Origin of the sequence: Miltoncostaea marina (assembly GCF_018141525.1) — a bacterium.
Classification (GTDB): Bacteria; Actinomycetota; Thermoleophilia; order Miltoncostaeales; family Miltoncostaeaceae; genus Miltoncostaea; species Miltoncostaea marina.
Genome location: NZ_CP064655.1, coordinates 1981728 through 1997138 on the forward strand (window position 1 = coordinate 1981728; position 15411 = coordinate 1997138).

Here is a 15411-nt window from a genome sequence, read left to right on the forward strand (position 1 = left end):
CGTCCCCGGGCGATGGCCGAGGACCCCGTCGACGCGACCCGCCGCACCCGCCTCGCCGCCGAGCGGACCTACCTGGCCTGGCTGCGCGGGGGGCTCACCGCCCTCGCCGTGGGCATCGGCGCGGGCGCGGTGGTGCCGGACCTCGCGAACGGCCGCCACTGGCCGTTCGTCGTGCTCGGCGTCGGCTTCGCCGCGCTCGGCGTCGGGCTGGTCGCCTACGGGCTGCACCGCCACCGGGCCACCGAGCGGGCGCTCGACCGCGGCGGCTACGCGCCGCTCGGTGGCCGCGCGGTCACGGCGCTGACCCTGGCGGTGGGGCTGCTCGGTGTCGCGACCGTGGCGGTGCTGCTGCTCGAGGCCTGACGGAGGGCCCCGCGTGCAAGGAGCGGCGGAACGGGCGGCGAACCCCTCTAGGGTCCGGCGCGGAGCACGTCCGCGCGCATGTTGGAGGTCGACGCTGAGGCTCGTTCCGGGAGAGGAGTTCGGCCGGTACCGCATCGAGGCGGAGATCGGCCGCGGCGGCCAGGCCGTCGTCTATCGCGCCACCCAGGTCGAGCTCGACCGCCCCGTGGCGCTGAAGGTCTTCGACGAGGGCTACCTCGAGCGGGCGGGCGCGCTCGAGCGGTTCCGCCGCGAGGCGATCGCCGCCGGCCGGCTCGAGCACCCGCGCATCGTGCCGGTGTACGACGCCGGCGACGTGGAGGGGCGCGCCTACATGTCCATGCGCCTGGTGCCGGGCGACAGCCTGGCCGAGCGCATCGCCCGCAGCGGCGCCCTGCCCCCCGCGGAGGCGATGGCGGTGCTGTCGGACATGGCGGAGGCCATCGACTTCGCCCACGCCCGCGGCACCGTCCACCGCGACGTGAAGCCCGCCAACATCCTGCTCGACCCCGACGGCACCGCGTTCCTCAGCGACTTCGGCCTCGTGCGGCTCGACGACATGCCCGGGCTGACGCGCCGCGGCGACTGGCTCGGCACCGCCGAGTACGTGTCGCCGGAGCAGATCGAGGGCGAGGGCGCCACCACCTGCTCGGACATCTACGCGCTGGCGGTGGTCGCCTTCGAGACCCTGACCGGGCGGGCGCCGTTCGTTCGCCGCGAGCCGAGCGCCGTGCTGCTCGCGCACGTGCGCGAGCCGGTGCCCGACGCCTCATCGATCGCCACCACCCTCCCCACCGCGGTCGACGCGGTGCTGGCGCGCGGCATGGCCAAGTCGCCCGACGACCGCCACGGCTCGGCCCACGAGCTGGTCGGGGAGCTGCGCCACGCGCTGGGCAGCGGCCGGCTGCGGCCCACGCTGGTGGGCGGCGCGACGCCCGCGGCGCTCGCCGCGGACGGCGGCGGCGACGGCCCGGGGGACGCGCCCGCGCCGCCGCCCGAGCGCCCCACGCAGGCCTTCGGCGACGCCGCCCGGCGCCGCGCCATGGCGCTCGGGCGCGACGCGCTCGTCGCCGCCGCCGTCGCCGCCGCGCTGCTCATCGCCGCCGCCGGCGTGGGCGGCTGGCTGCTCGGCGCGTCGAGCGCCGATGAATCCGGCGCCGAGGCGCGCGGCTTCGAGGCCGGTCGCGCCGAGGGCTTCACGGCCGGGCGGGTGGAGGGCAAGCGCGAGGGGCTCCAGCAGGGCCGGGCCGCCGGGATGAAGGCCGGCAAGAACGAGGGCCGCAAGGTGGGCCTCGCCGCAGGCCGGGAGCAGGGCCGCGAGGAGGGCCGCCAGGAGGGCTACGCCTCCGGGCTCGCCGAGGGCCGGTCCTCCGCGCTGGGCGGGCTGGCGCCCGGCGGCTGGTACATCGTGCAGGTGGGCCAGGACGGCGACGGCGCCGTCGTGAGCTCCTCCTCGCCCGTCGCGTCCGACGCCAGCCAGTGCTACGCGGTGCGCGGCGACACGGTCCTGTCGGGCGAGTGCTGACGGTCTGTGCATGAACTCCGGCCAAGCCGCGAGCTCTGACACAGCGGCCTTCTCGGCCGTGCCCGGGGGCGGGCTTCTCGTCCGATCGCCGAGGCGTCCAGGGGTGCCATCTGGCATCGACCATCAGCATCGAGGGGTCGAGGGTACGGCCCTTCATCAGGCGCGCGATCTGGCGAAGGCGGGTGAGCAACTTCGCCTACACGCCTGCGTCGCGCCAGCGGCGGAACTGCTGCCAGACGGTGCCCCAGGCCGGGTACTCCGACGGCAGGTAGCGCCACGGTGACCCCGTTCTGGCGAGGTGGAGGATCGCGTCGGCGATCGCTCGCCGCGAGATGGCAGGCGGACGGCCCCGCCGGCCCGCTGCGGGCTCCAGCAGGTCGCAGACGACGCGCCACTCGTCGTCGGTGAGGTCGCTCGGGTAGGCCATGACGCACCGTTTCCATCGGTGCAGTGGCCGAGCTCCTCGATCGGTACCGGGATCAGTTCATACACAGGCCCTGAGCGCGTCGCCCGTCGCGGCGGCCGCCGAGGTGGAGCCGGAGCCCGGCCCGAGGCTCCCGGGGACCCCGGCCGGCGGGCGGGCGTCGTCGTGCCGGCGGGGCTGCTCGGCCGCGTCGTCGTCGGGCGACCCGCGGAGGGCGCCGCTCATGACGCGCGGGCGCTCGCCGCGCCCGCCCCCGGCTCAGCGCCGGGCCATCGCGCGCAGGTGGCTGCGCACCGCCCGGGCGACCGCGGCCGCGATCGGGTCGACCCGCCGCAGGAAGGCGTCGTCGGCGCCGGCGGCGCCCGCCTCCACGAGGACCCTGGCCGACGCCCGCGTGCGGTGGAAGCCGTGGTAGCGGGTCATGCGCGGGTTGCCGTCGCGCGGCTCCACGCCGCCCCACGGCGCGCGGGCCCCGCGGGCGGGCGTGCGCGCCGCCCGCAGCAGCGACGCGACCCGCAGGGCGAGGTCGCGTGAGCGGCGCTCCACCGCGGGGGTGACGGGCGTGGCGGGCCGGTGCGGCGCGCTGCCCGGGTACGGGTGGGGGCGGCCTGCGCCGAGCCCCTCGCCCCGGTACCAGTTCTCCCCCGTCCCGGCGATCGCGTGCCCCACGCCCGCCCGCCCGCCCGGCGCGTCGTGGTGCAGCGACACGAACGCCGCGCCGCGCGCGCCCAGCGGCGTCACGCGCCCCGGCGTGGCGCGCGCGTCGATCCCGGCGGCCCGCAGGCGCGCCACCACGCGCCCGGCCAGGCGCGTGGTGAAGCCGGTCTCGGCGCCGAACGGCCCCGCGCCGGCGCCGGTCTGCAGGCGGTAGCCGGGCTCCCGCGGGGCCGCGTGGCCGGCCTGCACCCACACGATCGGCGCGCCGGCCGGCACGGCCGCGTGCGCGGCCGGGCCGGGGGCGACGATCACGGCCCCGGCACCCCCGCGGGGTCGCTCAGGGCGGCGACGGCCTCCTCGCAGAACCGCGCGACCGCGGCGCTCGCCGCCGCGGCGTCGGGCGCCGCGTCGATGAGCCGGATGAGCTCGCTGCCCACGATGACGCCGTCGGCCAGGCGGCCGATCTCGGCCACGTGACGCGGCGTGCGGACGCCGAAGCCCACGGCGAGGGGCGCCTCGATGCGCTCGCGCGCGCGGCGCAGGAAGCCGCGCAGCTCCTCGCCCACCTCGACGTCGCGTCCCGTCACGCCGGTCATCGCGACGCAGTAGACGAACCCGTCGGCCTGGCGGCCGATCTCGGCCAGGCGGGCGTCGCCGGTGGTCGGCGCGGCCAGCGGCACCACCGAGATCCCGGCCCGGCGGGCCTGCTCGCGCAGCTCCGCGCCCTCGTCGATCGGCAGGTCCGGGATGATCACCCCGGCCACGCCGGCCCGCGCCGCCCGCTCGGCGAAGGCCCGGGGGCCCATGGCCAGCACGAGGTTGACGTACGTCATGAGGACGATCGGCGGGCCGTCGCGGTGCGCCGCGGCGAGCTCGATGACGTCCTCCAGCCGGGTGCCGCCCTCGATCGCCCGCTGCCCGGCCGCCTGGATGGTGGGGCCGTCGGCGAGCGGGTCGGAGAACGGGACGCCCAGCTCGATCAGGTCGGCGTGGGCCGCGGCGGCGGCGAGCACCTCCGCGCCGGCCGCCGGGCCGGGGTAGCCGCCCAGCACGTAGGGCATGAACAGGGGCCGGCCCGCGCCCGCGAAGGCCGCCCGGATGCGCGCGCCGCCCTCAGTCATCGAGGCCGAGCGCCGCCCCCACGGCATCGACGTCCTTGTCGCCGCGGCCGGACAGGCACACCAGCACCGGCCCGGCGGCGCCCAGCGCCGCGCCGTCGCGCTGCACGTGGGCCAGCGCGTGCGAGCTCTCGAGCGCCGGGATGATGCCCTCCGCGCGCGAGCAGGCGGCGAAGGCGGCGAGCGCCTCGGCGTCGGTCGCGCTGACGTAGCGCACCCGGCCGGTGTCGCGCAGGTGCGAGTGCTCCGGGCCGACGCCGGGATAGTCGAGGCCGGCCGAGATCGAGTGCGGCTCCGCCACCTGACCGGACGGGTCCTGCAGCAGGTACGAGTAGGTCCCGTGCAGCACGCCCGGCTGGCCGTGCCCCAGCGAGGCGCCGTGGCGGCCGCTCTCGATGCCCTCGCCGCCCGCCTCCACCCCGACCAGCGCCACGTCGGCGTCGTCGAGGAAGCCGCGGAAGATGCCGATCGCGTTGGAGCCGCCGCCCACGCAGGCGACGACGGTCGCCGGCAGGCGCCCCGCCTCGGCGAGCATCTGCTCGCGGGCCTCGGTCCCGATCACCGACTGCAGCTCGGCCACGATCTCCGGGTAGGGCGCCGGCCCGGCCGCGGTGCCGATCACGTAGTGGGTGTCGCGCACGTTGGTCACCCAGTCGCGGATCGCCTCGTTGAGCGCATCCTTCAGCGTGCCGATGCCCGAGTCGACCGGCCGCACCTCCGCGCCGAGCATCCGCATGCGGATCACGTTGAGCCGCTGGCGGGCCATGTCCACGCGCCCCATGTAGACGCAGCACTCGAGCCCCAGCAGCGCGGCGGCCGTCGCCGTCGCAACGCCGTGCTGGCCCGCGCCGGTCTCGGCGATGATCCGGCGCTTGCCCATGCGCGAGGCCAGCAGCACCTGCCCGAGGGCGTTGTTGATCTTGTGGGCGCCGGTGTGGCAGAGGTCCTCGCGCTTCAGGTAGAGCCGCTCGACCCCCCAGGCGCGCTCGAGCCCGCGCGCCCGGTAGAGCGGCGTCGGGCGCCCGACGTACGAGGCCAGCAGCCCGTCCAGCTCGGCCCGGAAGCCCGGGTCGTCCCGGTGGCGCAGGTACGCCTCCGACAGCTCGTCCAGCGCGCTGATGACCGTCTCGGGGACGTAGCGGCCCCCGAACGGCCCGTAGCGGGCGACCAGCCCCTCGTCGATGCGCGTCTCGCTCACGCGGCCCTCCGTCCGGCGTCGCCCACGGCGCCGAGGAAGGCGCGCAGGCGGTCATGGTCCTTGCGCCCCGGGGACGCCTCGACGCCGCTCGAGACGTCCACCAGCACGGGGGCGAGGCGCTCCAGCGCCTCGCCGACGGTCTCCGCGCGCAGCCCCCCGGCCAGGCCGTACGGGCGCCCGAGGCCGTCGTCCTCGAGCAGCGACCAGTCGAACGGCGTCCCGGTGCCGCCGTGCAGGCCGGGCACCGCGGCGTCGAGCAGCACCAGGTCGGCGGCGCTCGCGCGGGCGCGGTCGAGGGCGGCCGGGCCGTCCACGCGCACGCCCGCGATCACCGGCAGCCCGCTGGCGGCCCGGGCCTCGGCCGGGTCGGTGGCGCCGTGCACCTGCAGGTGGGTCAGGCCCACCCGGCCCGCCAGCGCGGCCATCTCGGCCGGGGCGGCGTCGACGAACACCCCGACGCGGGCGACGTCGTCCGGCAGCGCCGCGCACACGGCCGCGGCCGCCCGCTCGTCCACCCGCCGCGGGCTGCCGGGCGCGAACACCACGCCGACCGCCCACACGCCGAGGGCCGCGCAGGCGCGGGCGTCCTCCGGCACGGTCACGCCGCACACCTTCACGGCGGGCGGCGCCCCGGCCCGGCGGGCGGGGACGCGCTCAGGCGGCATCGATCGGCACCTCCGGCGCCGGCCCGTCCCAGCGCGGCAGGAACACCCGCACCGTCGTCCCCCGGCCCGGGGCGCTCGCGATGTCGAACGAGCCGCCCAGGATCTGGGCGCGGTCGCGCATCCCGTGCAGGCCGAAGCGCGCGAGCGGCATGCCCGGCCGGCGGCGCTGCACCGCCTCGGGGTCGAACCCGCGCCCGTCGTCGGTCACCTCCATGGTGACGCCGCGCTCGTCCTCGAGCGCGCGCACGGCCACCGCCCTGGCCTGCCCGTGCCGCTGCGCGTTGGTCAGCGTCTCCTGGAGGATCCGGTAGAGCGTGATGCGCTGGGTGATCGAGACCCCGTTGACCGGGAACTCGCCCACCCACTCCCGCGTCACCGCGCAGTCGGCCCGCGACTCGAAGGCGACGACGGCGTCCTCGAGGATGTCGACCAGGCGGCGGTCCTCGAACTGGGCCGGGCGCAGGTGGCCGATCAGCTCGCGCATCTCGTGCAGCGCGCCGCCGACGGTCTCGTAGATGCGGCCGACCGCCGGGCGCAGCGACTCCGGGGCCGGCATGCCCCCCTCGACGGCGTCGGCCAGGTCCGCCTCGAGCAGCTGCACCTCGAGCAGCGCCACGGAGAGCTGCTGGGTGGGGCCGTCGTGGATGTCGAGGCCCATGCGGCCGAGCATGCGCTCGTCGGTGGCGAGGATCTGGGCCATCGCGCGCTCGAGGTTGTCGCGCATGCGCAGCACGTCGATGAGCGTCTCGATGCGGGCCACGCCGGCGCGCAGGGCCGCCGCGCGCACCTCGTGGTCGAGCTCGGGGCCGGCGCCGGCCACCACCACGAGCCCCCGCGAGGCGGGCGCCACCGGCACCGCCACGCCGCGCGGCGTGCCGGCGGCGGCGAGCGCGGACTGCAGCGGGCCCTCCGTCGCGCCCAGGTCGGTGCGCGACGACAGCCCGTGGCGCGCGAGCGCCGCCAGGGCCGCGTCGGGCAGTGCCTCGGGCCCGGCGAGCGCGATCACCCGGCCGTCGGCCTCGCGCGGATCGTGGCTCCACACGACCACCAGGTCGGCCCGGGTCGCCCCGCGCAGCGCCTCGGCGACCTCGCCGATCGCGTCGTGGCCGCGCTCCGGGTCGGCCGCGCAGCAGCTCACCGCGATGAGGCCCGCGACGGCGTCCTGGGGGGTCGATGGGGCGAGCGACGACATGGCGGCCCATGCTAGTGGAGCGCCGGGGCGGGCAGCCAACGCTTGCGCGCGGGCGCGCGCGCGGCGCAGAATGCCTGGTGGGCCTGGACGGGATCGCCTATACCTCCTGATGCGCGGAACTACCAAGCCGTCTAGGCGACCGCGCCCATGACGGGGCGTAGGGTCCAGTCGCGGTCTCGCTCGACCGCGTCGTCGCAGGTGAAGAGGGAGGGGCTGACTCGGTGGTGGTGCGCGTGCTCTTGGCGGACGACAACGCCCGGTTCCGGGCGACCCTCCGCCGCCTGCTGGAGCGCGACCCCGACATCGTCGTCGTCGCCGAGGCCAACGACGGCGCCGAGGCGATCGAGCTCGCCGAGGAGGTGCGCCCGGACGTCGTGCTGATGGACGTCTCGATGCCGGGCCTCGACGGCCTGGAGGCCACCTACGCCCTCAAGTCGTCGCTCCCGGACGTCACCGTGTTGATGCTCTCGGTGGGCGACAAGGAGCAGGAGATCGCGGCCGGCCTGGCGGGCGGCGCCTCCGAGTACCTCGTCAAGGGCGGCCCGGCCGGCGAGATCGTCGAGGCCATCAAGCGCTACGGCCCGGTCCCCGGGACCGCCTGAGCGCCCCGGGCGGCGCCCGCGCGTTGGCGCGCGGACGCTGACCAGTTAGTCTCCCGGCACGGCTCCCTCAAGTCGGGCGCGTGGCGCGCCGATAGCGAGGTCGTGGCCACCACCGACGTGCAGAACCCGCCCTCCCCCACCACGACGCCCCTCCGGGTCGCCATCGCGGACGACCACCGGCTGATGCTGGACGGCATCAAGCGGGCGCTCGAGACCGCCCCCGACATCAAGGTCGTGGGCGAGGCGATGTCGGGCGAGGAGATGCTCAGCCTGGTGCCGCGCGTGCGGCCCGACGTGGTGATCCTCGACCTGCGCATGCCGAAGGGCGACGGGCTCACCACCCTGGCCGCGCTGCGCAAGGACTACCCGGACCTCAAGATCATCATCCTGTCGATGTTCGAGGACTCCGAGCACATCGACCAGGCGCTCCACCAGGGCGCCTCCGGGTACGTCGTCAAGTCGATCAACCCGCTCGACCTGCCCTCCACCGTGCGGCAGGTCGTCGAGGGCACCGTCTACCACCCGCGCGGCCGCGCCGGCGAGAGCGGCTCCGCCCCGGCGGCCAGCGCCGGGCACCCCGGCGGCCTGACCGACCGCGAGCTCTCGATCCTCCGCCTGGTCGCGGAGGGCCTGTCGAACCTCGACATCGCGAGCAAGCTCTACGTCACCGAGCAGACGGTGAAGTTCCACCTCTCGAACATCTACCGCAAGCTGGGCGTGGGGAACCGCACCGAGGCGACCCGCTACGCCTACCGCAACGGCATGATCGAGTAGGTCGCGGTTCCGGGCGGGGGAACCGCCGGAATCGCCGATGGGGTCGGGCTCAGGGGCGCGCCGAACTGTGCCACCGGCCAGTTGGGGCGGACCACGGCGGCGGGGCAGGATCACCGCCGTCCAGGTGCCCACCGACCCGAGGAGCCGCCAGTGCGCTCTCACCGCCCGCTCACGGCCGTCGTCGCGGCGGCCGTCGCCGCAACGCTGATCGCCACGGGGGCGACGGCCGCGACCGCCGCGCCCACGCCGGCCAAGCCGAGCTCGCAGCAGATCACGCTCGTCCGCCAGATCTCCAAGCTCGACGGGCAGTACACCTCCCTGCGCAAGCGCGTGCGCACCTGCGCCACGGCGCGCAGCGACCTGCGCGTGGCGGACCGGCAGCGGCGCGCCGCCAAGCGGTCGGCCACCGTCCGGCGCCCCGTGCGCGTGCTGCGCGCCAAGCGCGTGAAGATGGCCGCGGCCGTGCTGCGCCTCAACCGCCGCGCCCGCCTGTGCGCCACCGCCCGCCGGCCGGTGACCCCGGTCGTGCAGGCCGTGCCCGGCGCCGCCGGCACCGCCCAGCTGCGCATGCCGGACGTCGTGACGGGGGCCTCGCTGGACCTCGGGTCGATCATCGGGTCGGTGCCGCTCGGCGACGTGGTGCGGATCGTGGACGTGCTCGACCTCGACGGGGTGCTCTGCTCGACGACCGGCGTGACCTGCGTCGGCGTCGACGGCGCGCTGCTGCGCCAGGCGCTCAACCGGCTGCTCTCGCAGAACCTCGTGACCAGCCTGCTGAGCCTCGACCTGCCCGGCACGATCGCCGCGGTGCAGGCGCTGCTCGCCGGCGGCGACGTCACCTCGCTGCTGCGCGCCGAGGTGATCGACGGCTCCGTGCTGCGGCTGATCCCGCTGGGCCCGCTCGCCCAGCTGGCCGGCGTCGGCGTCATCCCGGACCTGCCGGTCGGCGCGATCCGCGTCGTCCCGTAGGACCACCGTCGCGGGGGGCGGGCGCGCGCCGCGCCGCGCCCGTCCCCCGGTGTGCCAGAATCCGCCCGTGACCGCGCTCCTCCACGCCCCCGGACGGACGGACGATGGCGAACCTCCCGAAGATCCGCAGAGGCCAGGGGCGCGCGGACGGCGCGGTGCCGGCGGGGGGCGAGCGCCCGCGGCCTGACGTCCAGCGCCTCGAGGCCCACGGCCTCACCTGGCTCAACATCGAGGCGCCGACCGAGGTCGAGACGGCCTGGCTGGCCGAGCACCACGAGTTCCACCCGCTGGACCTCGAGGACGTGCTCTCGCGCCGGCGCCAGCGCGCGAAGATCGACGAGTACGCCGACTACCTGTTCATCGTGCTGCACTTCCCGCGCTTCGACAAGCGCACCGGACGGCTGCAGGCGGCCGAGCTCAACGTGTTCGTGGCCGAGGACCTCGTGATCACGCTGCCCAACGAGCCGCTGAAGGCCCTCAACGCCTTCTGGTCGCGCTGCGAGCGCAGCGAGGCCGAGCGCGAGCGGCACATGAGCAAGGGCTCCGGCTACCTGCTCTACGAGATCGTCGACACGATGTACGACTACTGCTTCCCGATCCTCGACAAGATCGGCTTCAAGCTCGACGCCGTCGAGGACGCGATCTTCGAGGGCCGCAGCCACGAGATCGTGCGCGACATCTCGAACATCAAGCAGGAGATCATCAACTACCGCAAGATCATCAAGCCGCAGCGGCCCACCCTGCGGATGCTCGAGCGCAGCAACCAGCGCTACACCCCCCAGGACCTCGACATCTACTTCGACGACATCGTCGACAAGAGCGAGCGCATCTGGGACCTGCTGGAGAACTACAAGGAGGTGGGCGAGGCGCTCGAGGCCACCAACGAGTCGGTGCTCTCCCACCGGGTCAACGACATCCTGCGGGTGCTCACCGCGATCAGCGTGGTGGTGCTGCCGCTGACCCTCGTCGCGAGCATCTTCGGCATGAACGTCGGCCTGCCCGGCGGCGGCGACCCCGCCGGCGGCGCGTCGGTCAGCTTCTGGATCGTGATGGGCGGCATGCTCGCGCTGCTGGTCGGCATGGTCGCGTACTTCCGGCACAAGCGGTGGCTGTGACGGCGCCCGGCACCCCGCCGCGCGGGCCCGACATCATGTGGTCGCCGTGGCGGATGGCCTACATCTCGGCGGAGCACGACCACGGCTTCGAGGGCCCCTCGTGCGTCTTCTGCGCCCTGCCGGCGCGCGACGACGATGCCCGCACCTACATCCTGTACCGTGGCGTCCGCGCGTTCGTGATCATGAACCTGTACCCGTACAACAACGGGCACCTGATGATGGTCCCCTACGCGCACGTGGACTCGCTGGGCGCGCTCGACGAGGCCACGCTCACGGAGATGATGACCCTGGCCCAGCGGGCCCAGGCGGTCGTGTCGGAGGCGATGCGCCCCCAGGGCTTCAACATCGGGATCAACCAGGGGCGCGCGGCCGGGGCCGGCATCGCCGACCACGTCCACATGCACCTCGTGCCGCGCTGGGTTGGTGACACGAACTTCATGCCGGTCCTGGGAGACGTCCGCGTGATGCCGCAGCACCTCGACGAGACCTACCAGCTGCTCCGCCCGGGGTTCGCCTCGTGACGATCGACCCGGCGGTCTTCAAGGCGTACGACGTCCGCGGCCTCTACGGCACCGAGCTGGACGAGGACGGCGCCGAGGCGGTGGGCGCGGCCTTCGTCGCGGTGACCGGGGCGACGCGTGTCGCCGTGGGCCACGACACGCGCCTGTCGTCGCCCTCCATGGCCGCCCGCTTCGCCGACGGCGCGGCGGCGGCCGGCGCCGACGTGGTCGAGCTCGGGCTCTGCGCCACCGAGATGCTCTACTTCGCGGTCGCCGACGCCGGGCTCGACGCCGGCGCCTGCATCACCGCGAGCCACAACCCGCCGCAGTACACCGGCGCCAAGCTCGTCACGGCCGGCGCGCTGCCGCTGTCGGGCGACGAGGGCATCGGCGAGGTGGGCCGCGTGGCGATGGCCGGCCCGCCCCTGGCGGCCTCCCCCGGCCGGCGCGAGCGCGACGAGACGCTGCTCGAGCGCTTCGTCGACGCCTGCATGGGCTTCATCGACCCGTCGGCCGTGCGCGGCCTGCGCGTCGTGCTCGACGCGGCCAACGGCATGGCCGGCCTCTACCTGCCGCCGGCGCTCGAGCGGCTCGGCATCGACGCGGTGCCGTACTACCTCGAGCTCGACGGGCGCTTCCCCAACCACGAGCCCAACCCGCTGCTGCCGGAGAACCGCGAGTTCGTCATGGGCGCGGTGCGCGAGCAGGGCGCCGACCTCGGAATCGCCTTCGACGGCGACGCCGACCGCTGCTTCTTCATCGACGACACCGGCGCCTTCGTCGACGGCGACTTCCTCACCGCCCTGCTGGCGCGCCACCTGCTGGCGCGCAGCGGCCCGGCGACGGTCGTCTACGACCTGCGCGCCTCGTGGGCGGTGCGCGACACGATCACGGCCGCGGGCGGCACGCCCGACATGTTCCGCGTGGGCCACGCCTTCATCAAGCGGCGCATGCGCGAGGTCGACGCCCTGTTCGCCGGCGAGGTGAGCGGCCACTACTACTTCCGCGACTTCTCGTTCGCCGACAGCGGCCTCATCCCGGCGCTGCTGGTGATGGAGATGCTCGCGACCACCGGCGAGCGCATGTCCGACCTCGTCGCCGGCTTCCGCGAGCGGTACCACATCTCCGGCGAGATCAACTCCACCGTCGACGACGCCCCCGCGGCGATCCAGCGCCTGCGCGAGCGCTACGCCGACGGCCGCCAGAGCGAGATCGACGGCCTGTCGGTCGAGTACGACGACTGGCACTTCAACGTGCGCCCCTCCAACACCGAGCCGCTGCTGCGCCTCAACCTGGAGTCGCTGGCATCGGAGGCCGACATGGAGCGCCGGCGCGACGAGGTCCTCGAGGTGATCCGCACCGCGTGAGCGACCCCGTGGCCGTCGTGGAGGCCGAGGAGCTGGAGGTGCGGTACCACGGCGGCCCCGAGCCGGCCGTGCGCGGCGTCTCCCTGCGCCTCGGCCCGGGAGAGGGGCTCCTCGTGTCGGGCGCGCCCGGCGCCGGCAAGACGAGCCTGCTGCGCGGGCTGCTCGGCCTCGTCGAGCACCGCGGCGGCGCGTCGCTGCTGGGGGCGCCCGTCGGCGCGCCCGCGAACCGCGGCCGGGTGGGCTACGGGCCCGAGGGGGAGGGCTTCGCGGCGGGCCTGCGCGTGCGCGAGGCGGTGGCCGCGGTCGTGGCGCTGCGCCGCGACGCGCCGCGCGGCGCCGTCGACGACGCGCTGGAGCGCGCCGGCCTCGCCTACGTCGCCCGCTGGCGCACCGCCCGGCTCGACCTCGAGGGCCACCGCCGGCTGAGCCTCGCGCTCGCCGTGGCGGGCGACCCCGCGCTCGTCGTGCTCGACGACCCCTGGGTGCTGTCCGAGACGCTGCGCGAGATCGCCGCCGCCCGCGCCCGCGGCGGCGCCGTGCTCGTCGCCGCCGAGCGGCCCGGGGGCCTCGCGCCCGCCCTGGGGCGCCGCGCCGTCCTGCGCGACGGGGCCCTGCGGTGACGGCGACGACCGCCCTCGCCGCCCTCCAGCTGCGCCGGCTCGCCCGCCGGCGCTGGCTGCAGGTGGCGCTCAGCGCCGGCCTCGCGGCGGCGGTCGTCGTGGCCCTGGTCGCCGCCGCCGACGAGGGCCTCGCCCGTGAGGACGCCCTGCGCCGCGGCGCGGCCTCCGTCCTGCTGCTCGGCGGCCTCGCCCTCGCCGTCCTCCTCGGCTCCGCCGCGATCAACCGCGACGGCGACGCCGGCCACCTCGGCATGCTCGCCGGCGCCGGCGCCACCCGGCCTCAGCTGGTCACCGCCGCCGTCGGCGCGCGCGTCGTCGCCCTCCTCGCGGTCGTCGCCGCGTGGGCCGTCGTGGTGCAGGCCGGCTCGCTCGCGCTCGGGATGGGGCTCGACGGGCCGCTCGCCGTGCACACGCTGGCCGTGGCCGAGGGCCTGCTCCTGGCGATGATCGCCTGCGCCGCCGCGAGCGCCGTCGTGGGGCCCGTGGCCGCCGGCGCCTTCGGCGTGGCCGTCTACGTGCTCGCCCAGGCCGCCGTCAACCTCAAGACCGCCGCCGACCAGAACCTGATCGGCACCGCCGACACGCTCGTCACCGCGCTCTACCACGTCGCCCCGCGGACGGTCACCTCGCCGATGATCGCCGAGATGCAGTTGCGCGACGTCGCGGGCCCCGCCGCCCCCCGGGTGGAGATCAACGAGAACCCGGTCTTCGTCCCCGCCGCCGAGTGGGACACCGTCGTCTGGACGCTCGCCTGGTGCCTCCTGCTCGGGATCCTCTGCGCCGCCGGCCTCCGACGGCGCCCCCTCGTCTAGCGTCCCGCCGGGGCGCCGCCGCACGGTCGTCGGGGAGCTTCGATCGGGCGGCCCGCCGCGATGCTCACTCGGGCGCCGTTCTGCGGCTCGATCGGGCGGCCCGCCGCGATGCTCACTTGGGCGCCGCTCTGCGGCTCGCTCGGGCGGCCCGCCGCGATGCCCACTTGGGCGCCGCTCTGCGGCTCGATCGGGCGGCCCGCCGCGATGCTCACTTGGGCGCCGGGCCGCCGCTCGATCGGGCATGTCGCAGCCGTCCGGGCCGGCGGCGCCCCCGGCGCCGGGCGGACCACGACGGCCCGCGCGCGGCGCGGGCGGCCCTGAGGGGCTAGGCGGCCACCTCGTCGCGCTGGACGCGCTCGTAGAGCGTGCCCCGCTCGGCCGGGGTCTTGCCGCCGGCCGTGATGAGCGCGCGCATGCGGTCCTGGGACAGCCCGAGGGGCGTCTGCACGGTGGTGGCGTGGGCGATCCGCTCCTCGGTGAGCGTGCCCGAGAGGTCGTCGAGGCCGTAGCGGAGCGCCTCGGAGGTGATCTCCTCGCCCAGCATGACCCAGTGCCCCTTGATGTGGGGGAAGTTGTCGAGGAACAGGCGGCCCACGGCGATCGTGCGCAGCTTCTCCTCGCGGGTCGGGCCGGGGAGGTAGGCGAAGTCGGTGTTGCCGGGCAGGAACGGCAGCGGGATGAAGGCCTGGAAGCCGCCCGTGTCGTCCTGCAGCTCCCGCAGCCGGCGCATGTGGTCGACCTGCTCCTCGGGCGTCTCGAAGTGCCCGAAGAGGAGCGTCGCGTTGGTGCGCAGGCCCTGCGCGTGCGCCTCGCGGTGCACGGCGAGCCAGGTCTCAGCGGGGACCTTGCGGTCGGCGATGATCTTGCGGACGCGCGGCGAGAAGACCTCGGCCCCGCCACCCGGCATCGTGTCGTGGCCCGCGGCGCGCAGCCGGCGGAGGGCCTCGGCGTGGCTGACCTTGGACACCCGCGCGATGAAGTCGACCTCGACCGCGGTCAGCGCCGTCAGCGACACGTGCGGCAGCGTGGCCTTGAGCTCGGAGAAGAGCTCCTCGTAGTACGGGAGGTCGTACTCCTTCGTCATGCCGCCGACGATGTGGAGCTCGGTGATGCCGAGGTCCGAGAGCTGGACGGCCCGGTCGACGAGCTGGTCGACGCTGTAGGCGTAGGCGCGCTCGTCCTTCTCGGTCCAGACGGCGAACGCGCAGAAGCCGCACCCGACCACGCAGATGTTGGTGGGGTTGAGGTGCGCGTTGACGTTGTAGGTGATCTCGTCGCCGTAGCGGCGCCGGACCACCGCGTCGGCGGCGGCGCCGAGCTCCTCGAGCGGCGCCTCGCGGTAGAGCAGGACCGCCTCATCGGGGGTGATGCGACCGCCGTCGGCCGCGCGGGAGAGGATGGCGTCGGTCATGTGGAGCTACGTTACCAGGGGCTCCCGTCACGGTGATCGGACACCCGTCCCGCGCGAGGCTGCGGCGATGCCCGGACACGC

The 15411-nt window shown here is 75.7% G+C and carries 17 protein-coding genes; 10 read left to right on the forward strand and 7 right to left on the reverse strand.

All coding sequences use genetic code 11. The features are described 5' to 3' along the window. Positions 1–12 precede the first annotated feature (12 nt). Together ITJ85_RS09920 and ITJ85_RS09925 are read left to right on the forward strand one after the other, a co-directional pair. A complete protein-coding gene (locus ITJ85_RS09920; protein WP_217912941.1) occupies positions 13–363 on the forward strand; it encodes a YidH family protein in 351 nt (116 codons plus the stop codon). 13 nt (positions 364–376) lie between these two features. Then, positions 377–1906: a serine/threonine-protein kinase gene (locus ITJ85_RS09925; protein WP_217912942.1), complete on the forward strand. Its 1530-nt coding sequence runs from the start codon at positions 377–379 to the stop codon at positions 1904–1906. 196 nt (positions 1907–2102) lie between these two features. Here ITJ85_RS09925 and ITJ85_RS09930 read toward each other — a convergent pair whose 3' ends face one another. The 6 genes from ITJ85_RS09930 to ITJ85_RS09955 all read right to left on the reverse strand — a co-directional run bounded on the left by ITJ85_RS09930 (position 2103) and on the right by ITJ85_RS09955 (position 7160). Then, positions 2103–2333, reverse strand: a complete 231-nt coding sequence (locus ITJ85_RS09930) for a transposase (RefSeq protein ID WP_217912943.1) — start codon at positions 2331–2333, stop codon at positions 2103–2105. 255 nt (positions 2334–2588) lie between these two features. Continuing rightward, complete coding sequence (locus ITJ85_RS09935) at positions 2589–3299, reverse strand: hypothetical protein (protein ID WP_217912944.1); 711 nt, start codon at positions 3297–3299, stop codon at positions 2589–2591. Continuing rightward, a complete protein-coding gene (gene trpA / locus ITJ85_RS09940) occupies positions 3296–4108 on the reverse strand; it encodes a tryptophan synthase subunit alpha (protein ID WP_217912945.1) in 813 nt (270 codons plus the stop codon). Before trpA ends, ITJ85_RS09935 begins: the two co-directional genes overlap by 4 nt. After that, positions 4101–5303: a tryptophan synthase subunit beta gene (gene trpB, locus ITJ85_RS09945; RefSeq protein WP_246496239.1), complete on the reverse strand. Its 1203-nt coding sequence runs from the start codon at positions 5301–5303 to the stop codon at positions 4101–4103. The genes trpA and trpB overlap by 8 nt, the downstream gene beginning before the upstream one ends. Beyond that, positions 5300–5968 carry a phosphoribosylanthranilate isomerase gene (locus ITJ85_RS09950; RefSeq protein WP_217912946.1) on the reverse strand — a complete coding sequence of 223 codons (669 nt, stop codon included), beginning with the start codon at positions 5966–5968 and terminating at the stop codon, positions 5300–5302. Before ITJ85_RS09950 ends, trpB begins: the two co-directional genes overlap by 4 nt. Then, positions 5958–7160, reverse strand: a complete 1203-nt coding sequence (locus tag ITJ85_RS09955) for a sensor histidine kinase (protein WP_217912947.1) — start codon at positions 7158–7160, stop codon at positions 5958–5960. The genes ITJ85_RS09950 and ITJ85_RS09955 overlap by 11 nt, the downstream gene beginning before the upstream one ends. A 221-nt stretch (positions 7161–7381) precedes the next feature. On the opposite strand from ITJ85_RS09955, the gene ITJ85_RS09960 reads away from it, so the two are divergent. From ITJ85_RS09960 to ITJ85_RS09995, 8 genes are all read left to right on the forward strand, one after another. Beyond that, positions 7382–7762, forward strand: coding sequence for a response regulator (locus ITJ85_RS09960; RefSeq protein ID WP_217912948.1), 381 nt, complete (start codon positions 7382–7384; stop codon positions 7760–7762). A 102-nt stretch (positions 7763–7864) separates the two neighbouring features. Further along, entirely contained in the window at positions 7865–8536 is a 672-nt protein-coding gene (locus tag ITJ85_RS09965) for a response regulator (RefSeq protein WP_217912949.1), read from the forward strand. A 150-nt stretch (positions 8537–8686) separates the two neighbouring features. Continuing rightward, positions 8687–9505 carry a hypothetical protein gene (locus tag ITJ85_RS09970; protein WP_217912950.1) on the forward strand — a complete coding sequence of 273 codons (819 nt, stop codon included), beginning with the start codon at positions 8687–8689 and terminating at the stop codon, positions 9503–9505. A 104-nt stretch (positions 9506–9609) separates the two neighbouring features. Continuing rightward, positions 9610–10620, forward strand: a complete 1011-nt coding sequence (locus ITJ85_RS09975; protein ID WP_217912951.1) for a magnesium transporter CorA family protein — start codon at positions 9610–9612, stop codon at positions 10618–10620. After that, positions 10617–11141, forward strand: coding sequence for an HIT family protein (locus tag ITJ85_RS09980; protein WP_217912952.1), 525 nt, complete (start codon positions 10617–10619; stop codon positions 11139–11141). The genes ITJ85_RS09975 and ITJ85_RS09980 overlap by 4 nt, the downstream gene beginning before the upstream one ends. Continuing rightward, on the forward strand, positions 11138–12487 hold the full coding sequence (locus tag ITJ85_RS09985) for a phosphomannomutase/phosphoglucomutase (protein WP_217912953.1): 1350 nt from the start codon (positions 11138–11140) through the stop codon (positions 12485–12487). Before ITJ85_RS09980 ends, ITJ85_RS09985 begins: the two co-directional genes overlap by 4 nt. Further along, on the forward strand, positions 12484–13107 hold the full coding sequence (locus ITJ85_RS09990; protein WP_217912954.1) for an ATP-binding cassette domain-containing protein: 624 nt from the start codon (positions 12484–12486) through the stop codon (positions 13105–13107). The genes ITJ85_RS09985 and ITJ85_RS09990 overlap by 4 nt, the downstream gene beginning before the upstream one ends. Continuing rightward, positions 13104–13919, forward strand: coding sequence for a hypothetical protein (locus ITJ85_RS09995; protein WP_217912955.1), 816 nt, complete (start codon positions 13104–13106; stop codon positions 13917–13919). Before ITJ85_RS09990 ends, ITJ85_RS09995 begins: the two co-directional genes overlap by 4 nt. A 325-nt stretch (positions 13920–14244) precedes the next feature. Here ITJ85_RS09995 and ITJ85_RS10000 read toward each other — a convergent pair whose 3' ends face one another. Continuing rightward, a complete protein-coding gene (locus ITJ85_RS10000; RefSeq protein ID WP_217912956.1) occupies positions 14245–15330 on the reverse strand; it encodes a radical SAM protein in 1086 nt (361 codons plus the stop codon). Positions 15331–15411 lie beyond the last annotated feature (81 nt).